Source organism: Aerococcaceae bacterium DSM 111021 (assembly GCA_020112395.1).
GTDB lineage: Bacteria > Bacillota > Bacilli > Lactobacillales > Aerococcaceae > Ruoffia.
In genome coordinates this window covers 238,096-259,325 of sequence record JACCEK010000001.1, presented here as the reverse complement: position 1 = coordinate 259,325, position 21,230 = coordinate 238,096, and the positions used below count along the sequence as shown (strand labels likewise).

The 21,230-nt window shown below is 33.7% G+C and carries 22 protein-coding genes and 1 other annotated feature; of the genes, 3 read left to right on the top strand and 19 right to left on the bottom strand.

The window, feature by feature from the left end; genetic code table 11:
- Nucleotides 1-123: 123 nt before the first annotated feature.
- The 8 genes from HYQ40_01275 to HYQ40_01240 form a co-directional block, all read right to left on the bottom strand.
- Nucleotides 124-1,581, bottom strand: a complete 1,458-nt coding sequence (locus HYQ40_01275; protein ID MBZ6526389.1) for a DEAD/DEAH box helicase — start codon at nucleotides 1,579-1,581, stop codon at nucleotides 124-126.
- Nucleotides 1,582-1,745: 164 nt separating this feature from the next.
- Entirely contained in the window at nucleotides 1,746-2,147 is a 402-nt protein-coding gene (locus HYQ40_01270; GenBank protein ID MBZ6526388.1) for a universal stress protein, read from the bottom strand.
- Nucleotides 2,148-2,274: 127 nt separating this feature from the next.
- Complete coding sequence (locus HYQ40_01265; GenBank protein MBZ6526387.1) at nucleotides 2,275-2,562, bottom strand: type II toxin-antitoxin system RelE/ParE family toxin; 288 nt, start codon at nucleotides 2,560-2,562, stop codon at nucleotides 2,275-2,277.
- Entirely contained in the window at nucleotides 2,559-2,783 is a 225-nt protein-coding gene (locus HYQ40_01260; protein MBZ6526386.1) for a toxin-antitoxin system, antitoxin component, read from the bottom strand. Before HYQ40_01260 ends, HYQ40_01265 begins: the two co-directional genes overlap by 4 nt.
- 79 nt (nucleotides 2,784-2,862) lie before the next feature.
- Nucleotides 2,863-3,741, bottom strand: coding sequence for a methionine-binding protein (locus HYQ40_01255; protein MBZ6526385.1), 879 nt, complete (start codon nucleotides 3,739-3,741; stop codon nucleotides 2,863-2,865).
- Nucleotides 3,742-3,799: 58 nt separating this feature from the next.
- Nucleotides 3,800-4,060 (bottom strand) — a binding site (T-box leader).
- A gap of 114 nt (nucleotides 4,061-4,174) precedes the next feature.
- Nucleotides 4,175-4,576, bottom strand: coding sequence for a hypothetical protein (locus HYQ40_01250; protein MBZ6526384.1), 402 nt, complete (start codon nucleotides 4,574-4,576; stop codon nucleotides 4,175-4,177).
- Between the two features lie 24 nt (nucleotides 4,577-4,600).
- On the bottom strand, nucleotides 4,601-4,966 hold the full coding sequence (locus HYQ40_01245; GenBank protein ID MBZ6526383.1) for a Spx/MgsR family RNA polymerase-binding regulatory protein: 366 nt from the start codon (nucleotides 4,964-4,966) through the stop codon (nucleotides 4,601-4,603).
- Nucleotides 4,967-5,259: 293 nt separating this feature from the next.
- Nucleotides 5,260-5,643: a hypothetical protein gene (locus HYQ40_01240; protein MBZ6526382.1), complete on the bottom strand. Its 384-nt coding sequence runs from the start codon at nucleotides 5,641-5,643 to the stop codon at nucleotides 5,260-5,262.
- Between the two features lie 161 nt (nucleotides 5,644-5,804).
- Between HYQ40_01240 and HYQ40_01235 the strand changes: the two genes are divergently transcribed.
- The gene (locus HYQ40_01235) at nucleotides 5,805-6,614 is read left to right on the top strand and encodes an MBL fold metallo-hydrolase (protein MBZ6526381.1); all 810 of its coding nucleotides are present in this window, start codon (nucleotides 5,805-5,807) and stop codon (nucleotides 6,612-6,614) included.
- A gap of 83 nt (nucleotides 6,615-6,697) precedes the next feature.
- Here the strand turns inward: HYQ40_01235 and HYQ40_01230 are convergent, their stop codons facing one another.
- Complete coding sequence (locus HYQ40_01230; GenBank protein MBZ6526380.1) at nucleotides 6,698-7,375, bottom strand: RluA family pseudouridine synthase; 678 nt, start codon at nucleotides 7,373-7,375, stop codon at nucleotides 6,698-6,700.
- Nucleotides 7,376-7,586: 211 nt separating this feature from the next.
- On the opposite strand from HYQ40_01230, the gene HYQ40_01225 reads away from it, so the two are divergent.
- Complete coding sequence (locus HYQ40_01225) at nucleotides 7,587-8,000, top strand: OsmC family protein (protein ID MBZ6526379.1); 414 nt, start codon at nucleotides 7,587-7,589, stop codon at nucleotides 7,998-8,000.
- 67 nt (nucleotides 8,001-8,067) lie between these two features.
- On the opposite strand, the gene HYQ40_01220 is transcribed toward HYQ40_01225, so the two are convergent.
- The 8 genes from HYQ40_01220 to HYQ40_01185 form a co-directional block, all read right to left on the bottom strand.
- Nucleotides 8,068-8,751: a metal-dependent hydrolase gene (locus HYQ40_01220; GenBank protein ID MBZ6526378.1), complete on the bottom strand. Its 684-nt coding sequence runs from the start codon at nucleotides 8,749-8,751 to the stop codon at nucleotides 8,068-8,070.
- A gap of 85 nt (nucleotides 8,752-8,836) precedes the next feature.
- Complete coding sequence (locus HYQ40_01215; protein ID MBZ6526377.1) at nucleotides 8,837-9,529, bottom strand: hypothetical protein; 693 nt, start codon at nucleotides 9,527-9,529, stop codon at nucleotides 8,837-8,839.
- A 145-nt stretch (nucleotides 9,530-9,674) separates the two neighbouring features.
- Nucleotides 9,675-10,100 (bottom strand): glyoxalase/bleomycin resistance/extradiol dioxygenase family protein, encoded by a 426-nt coding sequence (locus HYQ40_01210; protein ID MBZ6526376.1) that lies wholly within the window; start codon nucleotides 10,098-10,100, stop codon nucleotides 9,675-9,677.
- 167 nt (nucleotides 10,101-10,267) lie between these two features.
- Nucleotides 10,268-11,182, bottom strand: coding sequence for a sugar phosphate isomerase/epimerase (locus tag HYQ40_01205; GenBank protein ID MBZ6526375.1), 915 nt, complete (start codon nucleotides 11,180-11,182; stop codon nucleotides 10,268-10,270).
- Nucleotides 11,183-11,190: 8 nt separating this feature from the next.
- Nucleotides 11,191-12,147 carry an ABC transporter permease gene (locus HYQ40_01200; GenBank protein MBZ6526374.1) on the bottom strand — a complete coding sequence of 319 codons (957 nt, stop codon included), beginning with the start codon at nucleotides 12,145-12,147 and terminating at the stop codon, nucleotides 11,191-11,193.
- A gap of 46 nt (nucleotides 12,148-12,193) precedes the next feature.
- Complete coding sequence (locus tag HYQ40_01195) at nucleotides 12,194-13,678, bottom strand: sugar ABC transporter ATP-binding protein (protein MBZ6526373.1); 1,485 nt, start codon at nucleotides 13,676-13,678, stop codon at nucleotides 12,194-12,196.
- A gap of 19 nt (nucleotides 13,679-13,697) precedes the next feature.
- On the bottom strand, nucleotides 13,698-14,657 hold the full coding sequence (locus HYQ40_01190) for a substrate-binding domain-containing protein (GenBank protein ID MBZ6526372.1): 960 nt from the start codon (nucleotides 14,655-14,657) through the stop codon (nucleotides 13,698-13,700).
- 15 nt (nucleotides 14,658-14,672) lie between these two features.
- Complete coding sequence (locus HYQ40_01185) at nucleotides 14,673-15,770, bottom strand: Gfo/Idh/MocA family oxidoreductase (protein MBZ6526371.1); 1,098 nt, start codon at nucleotides 15,768-15,770, stop codon at nucleotides 14,673-14,675.
- Nucleotides 15,771-15,922: 152 nt separating this feature from the next.
- Between HYQ40_01185 and HYQ40_01180 the strand changes: the two genes are divergently transcribed.
- The gene (locus HYQ40_01180; GenBank protein ID MBZ6526370.1) at nucleotides 15,923-16,912 is read left to right on the top strand and encodes a substrate-binding domain-containing protein; all 990 of its coding nucleotides are present in this window, start codon (nucleotides 15,923-15,925) and stop codon (nucleotides 16,910-16,912) included.
- A 66-nt stretch (nucleotides 16,913-16,978) separates the two neighbouring features.
- Here the strand turns inward: HYQ40_01180 and HYQ40_01175 are convergent, their stop codons facing one another.
- Complete coding sequence (locus HYQ40_01175; GenBank protein ID MBZ6526369.1) at nucleotides 16,979-20,518, bottom strand: phosphoribosylformylglycinamidine synthase; 3,540 nt, start codon at nucleotides 20,516-20,518, stop codon at nucleotides 16,979-16,981.
- 15 nt (nucleotides 20,519-20,533) lie between these two features.
- A complete protein-coding gene (locus HYQ40_01170; GenBank protein ID MBZ6526368.1) occupies nucleotides 20,534-21,220 on the bottom strand; it encodes a phosphoribosylaminoimidazolesuccinocarboxamide synthase in 687 nt (228 codons plus the stop codon).
- Between the last annotated feature and the right edge of the window lie 10 nt (nucleotides 21,221-21,230).

The window sequence follows — 21,230 nt, the reverse complement described above, 5'->3', positions numbered from 1 at the left end:
AATTTAGTATAACAAAAAACATAGTGAGTACTCTTAATTGTAAATAGAGACTCACTATGTTTTTGTTTGGATTATAATTTTCCAGTGCCAATATTCTGGATATTGGGTTGGGTGTTATGTTAATTATTTTCTCGCTTTATGAACTTTTAATTTTTTCCCTTTTACAGTTCGGTTTTGCATCTCAGTGATAACATATGGTCCCATACCATTCAGTATTTCAACGTATGTGACATTTTCTTGGATGGTAATAATACCAATGTCCTCGGCTTCGACACCTTTAATATTCGTTAAAGTTCCTACAAAATCGACAGCTCTAAGCTTTTTCTTTTTCCCACCATTGAAATATACTTTAGTAATATCTTTATTTAATTCTTTATTACGAGCAACTTTCAATACCGGACGTGAGTTAATTTTCATTTCGAATGCTGGCTTTGCGCTATTAACTACGCGGTCACTAGGAGCATTAATTTCTGTTACTTCGATATTCTCTTCCAAAGCATAATCACGGACTTCACGCCAACGACTTGCTTCTTTAGGGCTAACCAATGTCAATGCCACACCAGTTTTGCCTGCTCTTCCTGTACGTCCCGTACGATGTGTGAAGCTTTCATTCTCAAATGGCACATTATAATTGATGACATGAGTAACATTATCAATATCTAAACCACGTGAAGCAACATCGGTTGCTACTAAATAACGAAGCTTACCAGAACGGAATTCATTCATAACATCCGAACGATCATCTTGATCCATACCACCATGTATCTTATCAATAGGTAAACCTGCTTTCGCTAAAAAGGTATCAACAGTATCTACTTCATCCCTAGTGTTACAAAAAATAATACACGTATCTGGATTTTCAAGAGTCAATAAATCTAATAGCAATTTTTCTTTTACCATATCATTCACTCTAATATAAGATTGTGAAATGTTAGGTGTGTTTGCTTCAGTTTTTTCTATTTTTACTGAAACTCGATCTGGTTTCATATAGAAAACAGCTAAACGCTCAATTTCAGAAGGCATTGTAGCAGAAAATAGCATCGTTTGACGCTCTTTAGGTAAGTACTTTATAATATCTTCAACTTGCTCGATAAAGCCCATATTAAGCATCTCGTCAGCTTCATCGAGGATTAAAGTGCGCACCTTATCTACATTCAAAGTTCCTTCTATTAGATGCTCTAATATCCGTCCCGGTGTTCCTACAACAATATGACTTTTCTGTTTTAATTCTGACTTCTGTGTTTTAAATGATGATTTTCCAAAAACAGATGTTACTTTAATACGTTTTAATCGCCCAATATTCATAATATCATCTTTGATTTGCATTGCTAGCTCACGCGTAGGAACTAGAATCAAAGCTTGGGGCTTATTCTCTTCCCATATAGTTTGTTCACACAGTGGGATTCCATATGCCGCTGTTTTACCACTACCTGTTTGAGATTCAGTGATAACATCTCGATTTTCTAATACTACTGGAATAATTTCTTGCTGAACCGTTGTTGGTTTATAATAACGAAGACTTGTAAGTGCCGTCGTTATTTCTGAGCTTATGCCCATTGATTCAAATGTTATATTTTTCATATTTTCCTACTTTCTTTACTACGTCGAATTAGTATAGCAGATTAGCGATGAAATAGTATTTATTTAATTGAAATATTTTTAAAATATTTCAATTAAATATACTTCCGTTTGATACAATGTAAAAAGCTACTCCTTTATTATCAGAGTAGCTTTTTACATTGTATTTAACGGCTTATTAAAACGTCACATTGAGCATTTCTAACGACATAATCTGTAATTGATCCAATTAACATTTTTGCTACTCGACCTTTACCAGTAGCTCCTAAAATAATCAAATCAATCGACCAACGGTTAACTAAAACTTCTGCTATTTGTGTGCGTGGATCTCCGTATATTAATTCTTTATTTAGAGACACTCTTTCATTCCGCGCATATTCTTCTAGTGAGTTTAAAAGTGATTCGCGTTGTTCTGGTGTAATTTCTTGATTGTCATCATCCTTCACTACACGAACCAAATAGACATTACTATCCCATTGTTTTGCTAATAAAACGCCACGTTTGAATGCATCGATAGACTGTTGTGAACCATCAACTGGCAAAAGTATATTCTTGTATATTTTTGTCATCAAAACCAACACCTTTCTATTTTGAAAGCGCAATCAACTTATCTATATCCATTATAAAACATAATAGAGAATATGCAAGATTTTATCTATAAAGTGCTTAATAAATAAAAACCAATGCACTTACTTATTAGTAATTACATTGGTTTAAGATATTAGATATTTTTCGCCTGTGACCAGCCTCTATAGCTAAAACAATCAGGGTATCATCATTAATTTCACAAATAATTCGATAATCCCCCACTCTATATCTCCAATAGTTAGATAAATTGCCTTTCAATTGCTTACCATAAATTCTTGGATTTTCAGAATTATTTACTTTTTTCTCTAGCCACTTTAATATTGTTATCGCTACAAACCGATCCATTTTTTTAATCTGTTTGTCAAAATGAATGGTCGTTTCAACTTGGTATGTCATGATATATTCAATTCAGACATTAAATCTGCTAAAGGACGTGTCTTTTTATCTTTTAAGTATTCTTGATAGGAGTAATCCGCAATATTTGCATCGTAAGTATCTTCTAAATACTCAAGAGTGGTTGTTTTTAATAATTCAGATAAACTTTTCCCTTCAAATTTTGCCATCTCATCCAAGAATTGTTTTTCATCTTCTGTAACACGAACTGTAATTGTGCTCATTTTATCAACCTCCTTATTAACACTATCATACTTTGAACACAATTGTGTTCACTCTGTAACTTTTTTTATAATTTAATAACTAATCTTCGTTCTGAACAGTTTTAGCTTCTTCAATTATCTCCCAAGCAGCTAGACTTCCGCCTTGAGTGACTTCATCAATTTTAGCAGCAACATCTTCTTGTTGGAATAACTCTACGATTTTTAATAATAAAGGATTTTCAGCATCTTCGGTGCGAGCTGCAATATTATTCACACGGCTCATGTTAATAGTTTCCGGAGTATCACCATAAACATAGATTGCATCAGTAGGGACAAAGTCTGTTCCACCTAAAAATGAATTATCTATAAAGGCCGCATCAACATCAAGTACGGCAGCCGGAATTTGAGCTCCATCTAACTCAATTAATTCTAAACTTTTCGGATTATCAGAAATATTTGAAGGTGTTGGTAACAACTCTTCACTGTCATCTAGTGTAATCAGCCCAGCACGTACTAAAGTTTGTAAGTTATAACCTAAACTTGTAGGAGCTGAATTTACTGCGATTTTTGCGCCATTCGGTAAGTCATCTAATGAATCATATTCCTGTGAGTAAATACGTGTTGGTACGGCGTAAGTATAGCCAATCGTAGTAATGTCACCATCGTTTTCAGAATTCCAATTTTCCAAGAAAACATCATGTTGAAAAGCATTTAAATCTATAGACCCATCTCTTAAAGCTTCATTAGGAATATTATAATCAGTCAATAGTACTACTTCTAACTCAATCCCCTCTTCTTCTAATGCTTTATCTGCTACATATTTCCAAATCTCTTCATATTCAGTACCAACTACACCAACAGAAACTTTTTCACCTTCAAAATCTCTATCTTGCGCTTGTACAGCAACTGAAGCTGAGCTACTTACAAATAAACTACCAACTAAACTAATTAATCCTAATTTTTTTAACCATTTTCTCATTATATATTCCTCCACTTTATTTTTATGATTTTATCTAAAACAAAAAGACTCCCACCCTAACAAGGACGAGAGTTTAACTTCGTGTTACCACCTATATTCATCATTCCATCACTAGAATAATCTCAACCAGTGCATGAATATCCATAATAATAAATACACTGTGACATTTTTAACGAATGCATCCGTTCATCCTTATTGCTCCTGCATTCAGAATGACCGCTCAATAGTCATTTTCGACTTACTAACGCTCACTCATTTCCACCAACCATGAGTTCTCTATAAAGGTTATTAAGTCTACTTTCTATTTCAAAGCGTTTAATTAATTTAATTGAACTAAGAATAATATATAAGGTATTCATTGTCAATGTTTTATTAGAAAACGATTAATTAAATCTAATGCAAACTCATATTATGGGATTCATAAAACTGAACTTTATAATATTTTACGGTTACGGATAAAGTATAAAATAGTCTCAATGAGTAAAAATGGTAAAATAAATAAAAATAAATACGCAAAAATAACTCCAAAAATCCCTTCTAAGGCAACAAATAAAACGATAGAATGGAGAAATAACCCTGATATTAGTGCTATAGTAATCATTATTTTCTCACGCATACTCGATACTTTATTGATTGCAAAGACAATAAAACAAAATAAGGCTGTATTAATAAGTGATGAAAACATTGCTGTAAGAGGAAGGAGTGAGACAATTTCGGTAATAGAATTCGTTGGATCGATAGATCTAATACCAACTATAATGGCATATTGGCCGAGCCATGTTAATATTAGTCGGAAAATAAATTGCTTGGTTAAATTAAAAAGTTTTGATTTCATAGTGGTTACCTCTTAAAGATTAAATTAGTGGTTCTCTAACCACACTTGGTTTAATTTCGTTTCTCTTGCACCTGTTGTAATAGTATCACCATCTGTAATTAGTGGTCGTTTAATTAGCATGCCGTTATTTTTTAGTAATTCAACTATATCTGATTCATTCATGCTATCAAGTTTATCCTTTAAACCCAATTCACGGTATAAACTTCCAGATGTATTCATAATTTTACGGGCATTTCCATCAGCTTGATTGATTGCTGCTTTAATAATGATATCGCTTGGTGGATTCTCACGGATATCGATAATATCATCAATCTTTAAATTTTTTTCTTCTAAATATTTTTTTGCTTTTTTCGTTGTTGTACAATGACTTAATCCATAAATTGTTAACATATTATACTCCTTCAATGTGTTCAACGTGACGTTGATTATTTTCTAAACACTTTTATTACTTGTTTTAAATAAAATAGGTAAATGAATAACTATTTCTCATATTAAATATGGTAGTGAACAAAAAAACTAATATAAATAATAGACCACCTAAACGTAGGAAAATTATTGATAAAATATTAAGTATATTCTTATGCAGATCATTAGATACTAGCAACTTGTGGAATTCCAATTAGCAGCATACGCAACAATCAAATAAAAAAACTTTCATTCACACCAGTCACCTTTTGTATTCATCATTCTACTTTTGATTCCTTATACAAATAAAAAATCATTTCAAAAATTAGTAATGGCAAGGATAGAATTATATAAAATAGAACTAAATATAAAAAAGGTAACAACCAAATAAGAAGGACTAAAATTAAAAAACTCCCTACTATGATTAAAAATGGAAGACTGTATTTCAATATTTTAGAATCCGTTAAATCCATCACGTAAACGATCAATTTTTTGATTAATGCATTTGAAATAGCCCCGACGGGTATGCCCAATAATAACAATAAAAGCAAGTACCCTGCTGCTTCTTGACCTGGAAATTGCATCCATAATATGATTAATAAAACTTGACCAATACCAGTGAATAGTAATCGTGTAAATAAAGACTTAAATGTATCTAGCATAAAAGTAACCTCTCTCAATTGTTTTAAAATGAATTTTCTCATATGTGATCAGAAGAATATATCAATATGAGTGTAATAATCTGCTTTAATTAGTCTATATTAGCTCAAACGGTTTTACAAATGATATAATTAAAATATAGATTAAAATGAAAGGAATTTGTATGGAATTATTTGAAATTGAACCCATTAGTGATGAGATTATTCGAATAAAAATGCCCTATGTTTGTTCGTATATCATCAAAGGACATGATCGAGCAGTCTTGATCGATACTGGCTTTGGCTATGGTGATTTAAAAAAGATTGTAGATAATATTCTTGATATTCCGTATGATGTCATTTGCAGCCATGGACATCCTGACCATGCTGGGGGGAATATGCAATTCGATTTGGTCTATCTTCCAGAAGATGATTTTGAACTCGTCAAATACGGAACACAAGTTGAGACTAGACACAAAATCATGAACAGCGTGATGCGTCGGCATGGTAAATCTTTTCCTAAAGAAAATTTTATCCCATATGAAGCTGTAAATTATGTTAGTTATAATGAATCGAATGTATTTGACTTAGGTGGAATAACCATTAAACCTATTCACCTTCCAGGTCATACTAAAGGTATTATGGGCTTTATCATACCAGAATTAGAGGTGGCTATGTTAGGTGATGCATGTGCTAATCCGACTTTGCTAAACCTTGATTCTAGTGCTCCTGTTAAAGAGTACCGTGATGCATTAATAAAACTGAGTAAGTTAAAGTACACTTTTAATGAAGTGTTAATTCAACATAATGCTTTTTCAGAACCCATTTCAGTTATTAACGATAACTTATATTGGGCAGAACAAATTTTATTAAATAAAGATGATCGGCTTGCTCTTAGACTTTCAGGAAAAGAGTCATACGTTGCGAGAAATAAAAATACGCAACATTTAACTGGAAATTCTGGAAATATTATATATACTTCTGACAGTTTATAAATTTTATATTCTAGATTATAAAAGAGTCACTCTAGGTATTTTTTACTTCGTTTTAGTAATAAACACCTATAGTGACTCTTTATTTAATTATTTAAAAATAAATTCCACGGTTCTATACGAGGTGGATTTGATGTCGCTTTTATAACTTCTTTTAAAGTTGGATGAGGAATTTCTATTTCATTCGCCCACAAAGCGATTTGTGTGTTCGGCTTAATCCTCTTGTCGCCATACTTTTGGTCACCATATAATGGTGTTCCCAATGCTTGAAACTGGACACGTATTTGATGCGAGCGTCCCGTATGTAATTGTACACGAACAAGTGACATACCCTCTTTATAGTCCAATACTTCATAGCTAAGCTCTGCTTTTTTAGCTTCAGGGTGATTCCGGTCAACAGCATATACTTGATTAATCTTACGATCTTTCCATAAATAATGAGTGATTTTATCTTCTTTTTTTGGTAATTTACCCATAACTGTAGCTAGATAATATCGATTCAATTCATGCTTTCTTAAAGTATTAGAGAGTCGCGAAGCTGCTTTCGACGTTTTAGCAAAGACCATTGCACCGCCTACAGGTCTATCCAGTCGGTGAATTAAACCTAAATAAACATTGCCCGGCTTGTTATCTCTTACCTTTATAAACTTTTTTAAGTAATTAAATAAATCAAGATCTTTACTTGTATCCTCTTGTACAGGTATATTTACTGGCTTTTCTACAACCATTAAATGGTTGTCTTCATACAATATTGGAACCTTCATATTGTCCTCCTAAAAACATAATGACTTTATCCTAACATGTATATTGATAAAAGGCTAAGTCAAAAATGCAATTGAGCATATATTCAAATATAAAGATAATTACCGTTAGTTATACAACAACGAAGTGCTGTCCATATAATTCTGTATGTTATAATATAGCTAAATGAAATACATCTTGAAGGATAAAAGATAGGAAAGAAGGTATTTATCAATGGCAGAAAAAGTGACTCATGCAAAAGTAATAGATAAATATGTTGTGGAATCAAGTATAGAAGGATTTACATATACAATGGATTTTACCGAACGAACTCCCGATATAATTAGTCAAGGAACCTCACCAACTGGTATGCTCCTAGTTTCATTATCTGGCTGCCATTTAATGACGGCTGTCTCGTATTTAAACATGAAAAAAATTGATTTTTCTGTTTTGAAAGCACATGTTGAGGGTGATTTTATCGATGAGAAACCGGAATGGCGACTAAATGCAAATGTTGTTATAGAGACGGATGCTAAATTAGACGACGATCAATTATCCGGAATTAATCGTTTTATTCATCGTCACTGCAAAGTATCTAGTATATTAAGTAAAGGGAATATCATAAACTTAACGTTTAAATTAGTATAGTTATATAAAAGCAGCCGACAAGATTAACTTAATCCTGTCGGCTGCTCTTGTATTTTTAATGTATCAATTAAAAGTCAATTGTTTCCCCGATCACTGGGATTAATCCGATATTAGCATCTAGTTTATCAATGAAAATAATCGGGTCCTGATTAATTAATGGAAACGTGTTGTAGTGTATAGGCACAACTTTTTTAGCTTTCAACCATTTAGCAGCGATAGCTGCGTCATCTGGTCCCATCGTAAAGTTATCGCCTATTGGGATAAAAGCTAAATCAATATCATTGAGTTCGCCAATTAACTTCATGTCAGAATATAAAGCTGTGTCTCCAACATGGTAAACAGTTTGCTCATCTGCAGTAATTAATAATCCTGCTGCCAATCCTAATGTGAATGGCTTACCATCCATTTCTATGGATGATCCATGAATAGCAGGGGTCATTTTTACCCGACCAAAATCAAATTCGTGTGCCCCACCTGGTTGCATACCATGTAATTTTTCTAACCCGAGTGAACCTAGGTAATTCACAACTTCAACTGTTGAAATTACGACAGCTCCTGTTCGTTTAGCTATTTCTAGCGTATCTCCAATATGATCCGAGTGTCCATGTGTCAGAAGAATGACATCTGCTTCAACAGTGTTTGCATCTAAATCTGTCAAGCTATTATCAGTGATAAAAGGATCAATTAAAATTTTTATTCCCTTGTCAGTTTCTAAACTCACTACTGCATGTCCATGAAATGCTGCTTTCATTATATTGTCCTCCTAAAATTATTGGTAACGTTTACTATTGTTATTAGTTTACACAGGATTTTCTGTAATTTCAAAGGATTCAACTTTACCTTGCTTGTTCTACTATCGTAACAGATCCGTTAACTGCATCAATGTTGATAGTATGAGTTCTTTCTCCAGTCATTCGTTTAAATGCTGATAACCTCGATGAAGATTTATCTCCGAAAAAATTCAAATTACCGTTAATAAATTCAATATTTATATCCGCATCATAACGACCAAATTCTAACATAACGTCACCGTTAATAAATTCAATATCCATCGGATACGCATCTTTGCCAAATAAGTTAGTATCCCCATTCACATAATCAAGCGTCAGCTCTTTAATCTCATTATTAATTGTGATTTCCCCATTGATAAATTCGATGTTCGCCACTAATTCATTCATTTCAGGAACTGTAATAATAAAGTGAGATTTTACATTCAATAATATTGATTTAACTGTATTTTTCCAATCTTTTTCAGCAATCGTTAGACGTCCGTTGTTATTGTCTATATTAAATAACTCCTCAAATTCTAAGTCATCTTGGGATAAATACACATCTATACTATATTGCTCACCTAACTGAATCACTATAGTTGTATTAACGATATCAATATTCATCTCAGTGTAAGCAGCCATGTCAGTTGATTCATACACCAAATAATTTGACGCATCATCATTAGCTATTACCCTACTTGGTATACTCAGCACAACACTTAATAAAATCACTACCATCATTGTCTTTATCACTTTCATTATTAACACTCCTTATAATATAAGATCAATCAATGGGATAAGAAGAGTGAGTATCTAATGCACTATTTGCCAGATACTCACTATCGATATTAATCTTGTTCAATTGAACTCTTTTCTAAAACTGAAAATTTTCTGTAATGTATACTTATTCCCCACTGAACATCCAAGATAAACCAAATGGATCTTTTAACATACCAAACAGTTCGGTCCATTCAGAAGCTTCTAATGGCATTTCAACCGTAAAACCATTTTCTATGGCTTTATCGAAAAAATCTTTTACTACTTGAACTTCATTATCATTACTTAAAGTAAAAACAAAACTAATATTACTACCACTGTGATCAACATCACGCCTATCCCATGAATCAGAAGCGTAGATAGTATTGCCAAAAAGTTCAAATTCAGCATTCATCACAAACTCATCAGGGTCTTTTGGAGCCATCTCGGGTGGCATATCAGCAAACATCTCATCTGATGCTAGTAATATGCGGATATTTTTTGCTCCTATTTTTTCATAAAAAGCTAAAACTTCCTTAGTGTTAGGGAAATTAAAATATGGTATTGCCTTCATCTTTTCCACTCCTTTTATAAATAAATGAGTCTCTAATTCGTCAGAGCTGCCCGTATAATCGCCACGCACTTGCAACTTTATTATACCAGCCACAAGTCTTTATTACACTTTATAACTTATTCTCTAAAAATAAAAAACAAAGACTAATTAGCCTTTGTTTTCAAGTCTTAATACATGACATTCCTCATATATTTAACACTGTGCTTTATAGAATCTTCGATTGCTGCTCGTGAGCCTTCAAACGCTTTATCCTCTATCTCGATACTCGTAGGACCATCATATCCAATATCTGATAAGGCTGAAAGAAATGCTAACCAATTAACATCACCATAACCAGGCAATTTTGGGGTCATGTACTCTAATGGAGTAGCCATCACACCAACATCCGCTAATTTTTCGCGATATAGTTTCATGTCTTTAAAGTGAATAAAGAATAGCTTATCTTTGAACTCATATAAAGGTTTAATATAGTCTAATTGTTGCCAGATACAGTGTGAGGGATCAAAATTTAACCCCAAGTAATCACTATCAAGGATATTAAAAACTTTCCGCCAATTTGAAGGGCTAGTCATAATGTTCTGACCGCCTGGCCATTCATCTTCTGTGAACAACATAGGACAGTTTTCAATCGCAATTTTAACTTGTTTAGCTTCTGCCAAGTCTAATATAGGCCTCCATACACTTTCTATAGTAGCCAAATTCTCTGATAATGACTTTGTTTGATCCCGCCCAATAAATGTAGTTACTAAGTTTACATCTAATTGGTCCGCTGCTGTGATTACATGCATCAAATGTTCTACCACTTCGTCACGCTTTTGTCTGTCACCTGATAACGGATTAGGATAGTATGCTAAAGCCGAAATAGTTACATGCCGTTTCTCCGCATAGTCTTTAATGTAGTTAACTTTTTCTTCAGTTAAACTTCTCACATCAATGTGTGAGACCCCGGCATACCGCCGCCCTGCTTCTCCACTTGGCCAACACGCTAATTCAACACTATCTATCTGGTTTTCTGAGGCAAAATCAATCACTTGTTCAAAATTCATATGTTCTAGTATTGCTGTTACTAAGCCTAATTTCATATACACACCTACTCTTTATGTTTAGACATTACTTTTTGTAACATCACTGCGCCAATAATAATAAACCCTTTAATCGCTCCAACTAAAAATGAAGGGACTCCTAATAGATTCATCAAATTGTTAATAATACCAATAGTCAATGTACCAAAAACTGTTCCAATGATACTTCCACGTCCACCGTTCATTGCGGTTCCACCTATTACAACAGCCGCTATTGCATCCATTTCGTAAGAACGGCCCGATGAAGCAGAGTTCATACTTCCTAAACGAGATGCTTCTAAAACACCAGCAATGGCAACGAGTACCCCAGACATGATAAACACACCTATTTTAATTCGATGAATATTTACCGATGATAAGAATGTCGCACGTTCATTACTTCCTACAGCAAAGATGTGTCGACCGAATGCCGTTTTCCGTACAAAAACCATCATTAAGATACTAATAATAATCCAATATACAATCGGCATAGGTATTTCTCCAAACAGGCGGAAATTCGAAATATTCGTGAAGTGTTCAGAATTATTTGAAGTTGCCATCACTCCTCCACCATTGTAAAAGTACTGAGCAAATGATCGATAAATTTGCATGGTTCCTAAAGTGACTATAAAAGATGGTATGTTGAAGTAAGATACAGCCATACCAGATAGTCCACCAGTTACTGCCCCTACTAAGATTGCACCAAAGATTGCTATGAATACACTTTCTGTATTGTTTAACAAAGTTACCGCAAATAACCCAGATAAGGCTAGTTGAGACCCTACAGCTAAATCAATATTTCCAGTCAGTATAATTAAAGTCATCCCTAAGGATATAATGCCAATAAATGAATTGTTCATTAAAATATTCATCAAATTACTATAGGTAAAAAACACATCACCTCTTAGAATGATTCCAATAATAATAATAAATAACAATGCTATTGCTGCACTATGGTTCGCAAAAATTGTTTTAATTTTGTCCATTGTCGAAGTTGTTTGATTGCCTCTTATATCATCACGAGTTTTAATCTCATTCATTTATTGAACCTCCTGTCGCAATTAGCATTATATCTTCCTCATTTAACGCTTCTCGATTGAATTCATGTTTTACTCTCCCATGAAACATCACGTATACACGGTCACACAAGTTATACAATTCTGGAAATTCACTTGAAAGTATAATAAAACTAATACCTTCAGCAGCAAGTTTCATTATCAACGTATAAATTTCTAGTTTCGCTCCAACATCCACCCCTTGAGTCGGATTGTCTAATATGACAATATCTGGTTGACTCCCAAGCGCCTTAGCAAGAACGACCTTTTGCTGATTCCCTCCCGATAAAGTGGTGATTAGATCATCTGTATCTGATACTTTAATAAATAACTCATTAATGTAGTTTTCATTATGATCATGAATCGCTTTACTATTTAAAAGTCCATTTTTGTAAAAGTTCTTCAAAATAGACAAGGTCATATTTTCTTTTATACTTAAGTCAGAGACAATACCATTCTCTTTTCGATTTTTTGGTACATAGGTAATTTTATTTTTCATCGCCTGAGTTGTATTATTTATTGTAACTACCTTCTCATTGACTCGAATCGTACCGTAATAAGGCGTATTAGCTCCAACAACGGACATAAACAATTCACTTCGTCCATCACCTAGTAACCCCGTAACCCCTAAAATTTCCCCTTTTTTAAGCGACATATTAACATTTTTAAATTGTCTGTCTTTCGTCAACTCGGATAATTCCAAAACTGTATTACCAATAGTTCTTTGTTTATATATCGTTTCAGTACTTAATTCTTTCCCTACCATATGACTACTTAAATGAGCTTCAGTAAGTTCATCCGTTACATCTCCAGTCGCAACAACAAGACCATCTCGCATAATTGTGTAGGCGTCACATATTGTTAACACTTCATTCAATTTATGTGAGATAAAGATAATACTTACGCCATTCTTTTTTAAATTTTGGATAACATTAAACACATGATCAATTTCAACATCTGTCAGCGACGACGTTGGTTCGTCCATAATAATAATTTTTGCTTGTTGCATAACAGCTCTAAGTATTTCAGTAATTTGTTTTAATGCAGGATTCAAAGTAGAAACTAATTGGTTTGCTTCTAAATCAACATCTAACATGTCTATATATTTTTCTGTTTCTTCTTTCATAGCTTTCTTATCTAAAAAGAGTCCTTTCTTTAATTCTCGGCCTAAATAGACATTTTCAAAGACCGTCAAATCATTAATTAAAGAGAGTTCTTGATGAATAAAAGCGACTTGTTTTTTTACTTTAGTCTCATCATATGCGGATCCAAAGAGTTTAATTGAACCAGAATCCTTGGAAATAATATTCCCAAGGATATTCATAAGTGTCGTTTTTCCAGTACCATTTTCTCCGAGAAGCGCATGGATGGATCCTGGCATTAATGTAAAATCTACTTTTTTCAAAACATGATTATTACCAAATGACTTGGTAATTTCTTTCATTTCTGCAACAGGATTCATACAATCATTCCTTTATATCTTAATACGGAGAGTTTTCATCTAGGAATTCATCAACATTATCACTATTTACAATTGTAGGTGATACAATTTGATCTTGCTCAACGTCTTCACCATTTAATACTTTCCAAGCTTCTTCAACTGCATCACCAATCATAGATGGTGAGTAAGTTGCTGTAAATAAATTGATGTCTTCACTATCAGCTATTTGTTGGAAGTATGCTTGTGAGCCACCAGCTCCAGATAAGAATTGAATATCTTCACGACCAGCGTCTTTAATAGCTTGCAGAATTCCTAATGATGACTCATCATCAATAGAGAAGATCGCATCTAATTCAGGATTAGCTACTAACATATCCGTTGCCACACTTAGTCCAGCTTCTTGAGTAAAGTTTTCAACTGTCATATCGACTAATTCAATATCAGCATAATTCTCTTCCATAACTGCTTTAAATGCATCTACACGCTCATAACTTACAGACCCAGCACTTGGGTTGTTTAATACAGCGATTTTACCTGATCCTTCTAATTCTTCTCCTAGTAGTTCTGCTGTTACTTCACCAATTTCTGGATTACTTCCAGCAACATAAGCCGTATAGTCAACATCAACACGACGATCAAAAACAATCAAAGGTATATCTGCATCAACTAGTTTTTGAGCAGATAAAGATAATTCATCTGTATGTGGTAGTAATACAACTGCACCGACTTCTTGAGCAAGTACTTCATCAATTTGAGAAGCTTGTTCATTAACGTTAGAACTTGTTAAAATACGGTAGTTTTCGATACCTAATTCTTCAGCTTTTAATTCAGCAAAATATGCGACTCCTGCCAACCAACCATGCTCTGCTCCAGGTATTATAATAGCTAATTCACCTGGTTCATCTTGTGCTTGAACTTGAGTTAATGATGCGATATTTATCCCAGCTATGCTTATAAACAAAGTTGCCATTATAACGAGCAGTTTTTTTAAGTTTTTCATTTTATTTACTCCCTTTTAATTGACTTTAGCTGCTTTACCTTCTATATCACTCAATATACATGCATCTATAATTTTCATAATATAATGTGCTTGTTCAAAATTTACATAGTCCGAGTTAGTATTTGTTCTTATATCTTCGTAAAAATTGCGTATACCTTGCGTCAAAGCATCATGCCAGCCGACAGGATGACCATTCGGCAAGATCGCTACATCTTTTGCAGTATCAGTTAAATACTGTTCAGATGCATAAATCTCTGTATTACCAATATCTCTATTCCCAATCCATAATTTATCTGGTTTTTCTTGATTCCACTCTAACGTCTGTTTATCCCCCTCTACAGATATTTTAAATTCATTTTTCTTCCCTGATGTGACTTGTGATAAGCGGATCAATCCTTTTAAACCGCTTTCAAAAGTTGCGAAAATAATCGAAACATCTTCGTTTGATATATTATGTGTCTGTCCATTCTCAAACCGTTGATCAAATTTGCGTAGATTTTTCACTTCGACTTCTATAATGCGTTCTCCAAGTATATGTTGGATAGTATCAAAACAATGAGAGCCAATATCACCAATTGCCCTGGATTCTCCACCCATCTCAGGATCCATTCGCCAATTATAATCCTCTTGATAAAGTAACCAATCTTGTAAGTATTCCACATGAACAAACCAAGGATTCCCAATAATCCGTTGTTTTACTTGCTCTCTCATCTCAGTTACCATGATATTTTGACGATAATTAAAGTTAATACCACCCTTAATATCATGCCTTTTAGCTAATTCTACTAATTCCATAGATTCGGTTGCATTTTTAGTAAATGGTTTTTCTCCGAAAACGTGAATACTTGCTTCGATTAATTGTTTGTTAATAGAATAATGAAGGCCATTTGGTGTGCAATTATGAACAATATCAATGTCTAAATCTGAATTCAATAAATCTGAAACAGAATTAAATGCCCAATCAACACCTAATTCGTTTGCTTGACGTTCTGTCTTTTTTAAATCGCGTCCTACAATGGCAACAACCTTTGTATTAGGAAGTCGTCGTATAGCTTCAATATGTTGTATTCCAAGAAAACCTATTCCGATAACAGCTACGTTTAAATCTTTCATGCCATCCCCCTTCCTGTAAACTTTACATATTTAATGTAAGTGTTTCCTTTATTATATTAATAGCCTTATTAATAATCAATGTTTTCATCCATGTAAATTTTACATTATTTATTTTGTGTGATATGCTCTATTAAAAAATGAGGGGTGAATCTATGAGTAAGCGAAAAACAGCTACATTACAGTCTATTGCTGATGATCATGGCGTTTCTATCGCAACAGTATCAAGGGTCCTGAACAATAAAGGCAATGTAAGTGACCCCTTGAAGACAATCATTACTCAAACTCTATTCGAAAACGGGTATGAAATTGCTATCGAAGAATTAGAATCTAAAACAATTGTTGTATTTGTACCTGATTATGCAAATCCATTCAATGTGGATGTTTTATCAGGAATTGAAAAAGCAGCTAAACTTTCTGATTACAAGATGGTCCTTACGCGAACAAAAACAACAACATCAGACATAGACTATTATTTATCCTTGATTGAGAATATTAATGCGATTGGAATTATCTCACTTTCTCCATTCGATCAAGCTGAGACAGTCAAAAAATTGAATAGTATTATACCGACTGTTATGTGTTCAGATTACATTTTTCATAATGATTTATCTTTTGTTAGTATCGATGATGATAAGTCTGCCTATAATGCAACTAAGTTTCTAATTAAATCCGGGCGAAAGAAAATTCTCCATGTTACCTCTACGCTCAATCACAATTATGCAGTCTTACGGCAAAGAGGTTTTCTAAAGGCGTGTAATGATTATAATTTAGATGTATCAGAAAATGATATTATGTACTTTTCAACTATTAACTATGATATCGCTTATTCACAACTTAATTATTATTTGAGCGTTAATAGTGATATAGATGGGATTTTCGCGAGTTCTGATATCTTTGCTGCAGCTGCTATAAAAGCAGCATTAAATAATAATTTAAATATCCCAACTGATATATCAATAGTCGGCTTTGATAATATAGATTTAGCCAATATCGTTAGTCCTAATTTAACGACAGTCAATCAACCTCGTTTTGATTTAGGTTTTCAAGCTTTAGAATTAGTGCGTGAAAAAATCGAAAAGAATAACAGAATTGAGAAGCAAATATTCCTTGAGACAAATCTAATTGTTAGAAGTTCAACATAACGTTTTAATAAGCACACTAAAAAACACTGCTAAGCGAATGGCTTGGCAGTGTTTTTTTAATTTCTATTAAAGCGCAAGATTAATTTTTGTTAGTAAATTCGCTATAAACGGAGATTCATTCACATTCAAGTTATTGAATCCATCTAAGTTAAATCGTTCAATATTTGAATTAATACCTAGAATGTGTCCGCTTGGATCGGTCATCGCATCAATACCTAAACTATTTTCAAAGAATGAAGTATATTTTGATAGAATTTGCTTATCAAACTGACTCTCATCCAATTCAATATTCAATGTGTAGCCCGCTAAAGCAGTTGAGTATGAACCAATTGGACCATAGTCAGATTCGTTAATAATATTCGCAGATACAACTGTTGAAACAAATTTATCGTAAGGATTTGACTTGAATTTTATGCTCGTTCCCTTTTGTACTTTTCCAAATTCAATGAGTCCACTTCTCACAAAACCTGCAAATGATGCACCAATTGCGATAATATGCTTCGATTGAATAAAGTTTTCTAATTCATCTTTTAAGTCTTGAATAACGAAATCAATAGCTTGTCCATATTCAAAACGGTTCGACATAATCGATCCATCTGGGAATGCAATGACATCATAATTTTCAATAATTTGAGCAAATTCTCGAATAGATGTTTGATAGTCTAGCTCTTCTTTAATGATAAAGAAATCAACGTTATTTGTGTAACGTTTGAATGATTCATATAAATCATATTCTCCATGAACGCCTGTCATAACAGGAATTAAGACCTTAGCTTCTGAAGAAACGCTAGGTACAGATAATTCAGGTAGCTTTGGAAGAGCTTCAACCAATTCAATATCAGTAAAAATATCATTTAGTGGTTCTGTATAAGCTTCTTTTAATGTATTTAGATCATATGCTTGCTCAAATGTGCCTAAGTTACTTTCATTTGTTATAGCCACAGTATGCGATTCATTCACTTCTGTATCTTTACTTACTTCAATTAAAAATCCTAGAGCTGATTTTTTATTAGCATAATCCATATTCATTTCAAAGCCAATATCATTTCCTAATGCCATCTCAATGAGATTCATTTCAATTGTTTTATTATCGGTTGTTGAAATAGACCTTACTTCACCTTGATTAATTAAGTTCGTAATTGTCTGGAATAGGTCTTTTAATTCATTCGTATTTACTAAGTCATCTTGATTTAGCTTTGCCTCTAATAATAATACTTTAGAATCCGTTGCTTTGAGTTCACGTGAATTGACCTTGCTTACATCAGTCGTTGCGACAGCAAAACTAACTAAAGAAGGAGGTACTTGTAAGTCCTCAAACGTTCCACTCATACTGTCTTTACCACCAATTGCAGCTAAACCAAGTTGTTCCATCAAATTAAATGCACCAAGTAAAGCACCTGTCGGTTTACCCCAGTTCTCTGAATCAATCATACGCTCGAAAAATTCTTGGAAAGTTAAACGCACATCTTGATAAGATACACCAAGAGCTACAGCTTTTGCAATCGAATTCGCTACTGCATAGTATGCTCCGTGAAATGGAGATATCTGTGCCAATGTAGGTTTAAATGATACGGTCATAACTGAAACGGTCGACGTATCCTGTCCTAACACTGGTATTTTAGCGACCATACCTTCTTGTGGAGTTATTTGATTCACGCCTCCTAAAGGAGCTAACACGGTATTCTTCCCTATCGTGAAGTCAAAATTTTGTGCTAATCCTTTTTGACTGGTATTATTTACATCTTGTAATTGATCTATAATATCTCGCGAATCAGTAAAGTAATCTTCAATGTCTGAGAAGTTAATTTTTGCGTCGGCTACTTTAACGCCTCCGTTAGAATCCAAGAATGAACGCTTAAGTCTAAGCACTTCTTCTCCGTTATATTGCATAACCATGTAGTCAGAGTCAGTCACTTCTGCAACCACTGTCGCTTCTATATCTTCAGATTCAGATAAAGCTATAAACTTATCAATATCTGATTGAGCTACTACGACTGCCATTCGCTCTTGTGATTCGGATAAAGCAATTTCACTTGGATCCATACCAGGGTACTTAGTTGGAACTTTATCTAAATCGATAATTAATCCATCAGCCAACTCACCAATCGCAACAGATACACCACCTGCTCCAAAATCATTTGATTTTTTAATTAAACGAGTTGCTTCACTGTTTCTAAATAATCGGATAATCTTTCGTTCAATTGTTGGGCTACCTTTTTGAACTTCAGCACCTTGTAATTCGATAGATTTTTCAGTTTGAACCATTGATGAACCTACTGCAGCACCTAAACCGTCACGCCCAGTACGTCCACCAAGTAAAATAATCGCATCAGTTGGGTCGGGTTTAATTCGTACTACATTGTCAATGGGCGCTGCTGCTACTAAAGCACCTAATTCCATTCGTTTAGCTTCAAAGCCATCATGGTAATATTCACGTACATAACCACTTGCTTGTCCAATTTGGTTGGCGTAATCACTATATCCTTGAGCTGCACGCTGACTAATGATTCGTTGAGGTAATTTGCCATCACGTGTCTCATCAAAATAAGTCAGTGGGTTTTTTGCCCCTGTAATACGCATTGCTTGATGTACAAAACTACGTCCAGATAATGGATCACGAATTCCACCACCAATACATGTCGCTGCCCCTCCAAATGGTTCAATCTCTGTTGGATGATTATGCGTTTCATTCTTGAAGTAAAGTAAGTAATCCTCATCCTTACCTTCTACATCCACTTTTATGCGCACACAACATGCATTTACTTCGTCTGATTCATCTAAATTATCAAGCAAACCAAGTTGTTTGGCATGTTTTGCGTTAATTGTGGCCAGATCCATCAAAGTGATTGCTTTCATCTTTGGTCGATCTGCATAAACAGACTGGCGAACATCATTATATCTTGCGATTGTTTGCTCAATAGCCTCTTGATATTTCCCTTCAGAAACAGAGATATTTTGTAATTCAGTCATAAAAGTTGTATGTCGACAATGATCTGACCAATAAGTATCTATTACCTTTAACTGGAATATCGTAGGTCTTTCACCTTCTGATTTAAAGTAATCCTGAACTACTTTAATATCAGATAGATCCATTGAATAATTTTTTAGTAACTCGTTTAATCCTTCATCGTCCAATTCATTAAAATTATCTACTACATGTAAGTCTAAACCTTGGCTTATCCCCATATCAAAGTTTAACTCTTCAAATGAAACTAATTCGATTTCTGTTTCATTAACAAAGTAAGTTTTAAATAATTCAAATTCATCAGAACTAACGCCTGATAATTGAATAATTTTTGAGTGGTGTAATGTTAAGTCATGGCCCTTAATGTTTTGAATGATACGATTTGTCATCTCTTCTATTTCGTCATACTGACCAAGAACTTGGCGGTAACGTAAGCTTGATGATGTTTGGAATTCATCTAAATTTGAATAAATAACCCCTTCATCAAACAAAGGCAATACTAAGTTAAGATCGATATCGTCAGTTGTCTCAAAAACATCGTATTGTTTCACCGCTTCTAAATTGGTTATACCTAGAAAATTATGTGCTTCCTTTAACAAGAACGAAGAATCTTGTGCTGGCACTAAAATAAAATTGCTCATTTATAGTCTCCTTCTTTAAATGCTTACAAAAATTTGCGCTAATTCGACTGGGCCAAGAATATGGTTCTCTTTATATACACGCATATTCCCACCTGATATCTCATCAATTAAGATAATGTCGTTCGAATCTTTTATATAGCCAAACTCCAATTTTATATCATACAAATCTAAGTCATATTTTTCTAATTCCTCTTTAATTATGTATGCAATATTATGGTTTAATTCAACTAAAGTTTGATATTGATTTTCTGACATAATGTTTAATGCTAAAATCCCAGCTTTTGTAATCAATGGATCCTCACGGTCATCATCTTTTAAAGTTATTTCAAAATAGTCCTTTAAAGTAGACCCGTCTTCGATATACGAACCATAACGACGAATAAATGAGCCAGTTGCCTTGAACCGAGTAATAACTTCAATACCTTGACCAAAAACTTCCGCTTTCTTTACCGTCATTGCATTCTCGGAAACATTCGATTCGATGAAATGCGTCGGAATTCCAGCTTTATTAAGTAAGTCGAAAAAGTAAGAAGTGAGCTTTAGATTTAATTTACCCATGCCATCTATTGATAAACCTATTTGATTCGCACCTGGGTCAAACTCACCATCACTGCCTGTTAAGTCATCTTTAAACTTTAAAACGATAGAGTTTTGATCATTTTGATATATATCTTTTGTCTTTCCGTGATAGATTAATTCCATAATATTCTCC